The organism is Flavobacterium sp. F52, assembly GCF_000278705.1.
In the GTDB taxonomy this organism is placed as follows: Bacteria; Bacteroidota; Bacteroidia; order Flavobacteriales; family Flavobacteriaceae; genus Flavobacterium; species Flavobacterium anhuiense.
The window spans coordinates 1-1,279 of record NZ_AKZQ01000049.1 but is presented as its reverse complement, the minus strand read 5'-3'; the positions used below and the strand labels follow the sequence as shown (position 1 = coordinate 1,279).

Here is a 1,279-nt window from a genome sequence, read left to right as displayed (position 1 = left end):
GTACTTTTTAAAGGTTTTATAAAGTGTTAATTTCAGGTAAAGAAGTTAGCAAAAATATTTAAAACAACCACATCGTTAGTTATCTGTCCAAAGATATTTCTAAAGAATATATTATATAGAAAATGAGTTTGGGAGATGATTGCTACAGTTCAAAGAGCTTTTAAGTAATGTAGGAAACCTAAATTTTAAAATTATGAGTTCAAACATTAGGATTACCAAAGTCTGCCAATTCTGCAATAATGAATTTACGGCAAAAACGATCAAAACAAGATTCTGCTCCCTTGCCTGCGGGAGTAAGAGCTACAAAAAAAGGAGCGCGGATAATAAAAAAGAGGCAGCAAGACTGCAAAGGGAAGCGGTTAATAATGCCGAAATTCAAAGACTTGGAGAACTTGACTTTCTCAGCATTGATGAGGCCAGCATTTTTATAGGAATAAGCAGAAGAACCCTTTACAGAGCCATATCTAGAAAAGAACTTAAGGCCGGTAAGTGTGGTTCCAGAACTTTTATCGAGCGGTCAGATATCACTCAGTTTAAAGAGAATCTGCATCAAAGCTGGACAGACAAAGAAGAAGCAAGAAAATTTCCAGGAATTGAAAACTGCTATACAATGTCCGAAGCCCAGATAAAATTTAAGGTTTCCCCTTCTGCTTTATATGGTATACTGAAGAGAAAAGGGATCTTGAAATATAATTACGGCAAGTTTGTCTATACTGCCAAGAGAGATTTAGATAAATTATTTAACGTTGAGAGCCATGAGTAAAAGTATCGTAACACTTAGAAAAAAAGCTATTTCTCAGGGGAGGATGTCTCTTTATTTAGATTTTTATCCTCCCGTATGGAATTCGGCAATTAACGATTATACCAGACGCGAGTTTTTAAAAATCTACGTATATCAAAAACCAGCTGACCAGTACCAGAAAATAGCCAATAAAGAAAGTCTACATACAGCGGAGCTCATTCGTGCACGTAGACAGAATGAAATCAACAAAAGTGAAATTTATTCCGCATTTGAAAAAGAGCAGCTGGCAATTCAGGCAGTCGGGAATGAATCTTTTCTGCAGTATTATAAAAATTTAGGGAATAAAAAGGTTGGTAACAATTTATCAATCTGGGCCTGTGCTATTATTCATTTTGAGGCTTTTTTAAAAGGAAGGGATTTATCATTTAAAGAGGTGACAGTTACTCTAATTGAAGATTACAGAGATTATCTTTTGAAAGCTAAAAGTTTAAGGAAGAATAAGAAGCAGCTGTCGCGTAACACTGCTCTCTCTTATTA

At 35.1% G+C, this 1,279-nt stretch carries 2 protein-coding genes; both read left to right on the top strand.

The features are described from left to right. Positions 1-193 precede the first annotated feature (193 nt). Entirely contained in the window at positions 194-763 is a 570-nt protein-coding gene (locus FF52_RS22975) for a helix-turn-helix domain-containing protein (protein ID WP_008469359.1), read from the top strand. Further along, positions 756-1,279, top strand: a 524-nt coding sequence (locus FF52_RS22970; protein ID WP_035692348.1) for a phage integrase SAM-like domain-containing protein, incomplete at its 3' end; no start/stop codon positions are given. The genes FF52_RS22975 and FF52_RS22970, both read left to right, overlap by 8 nt.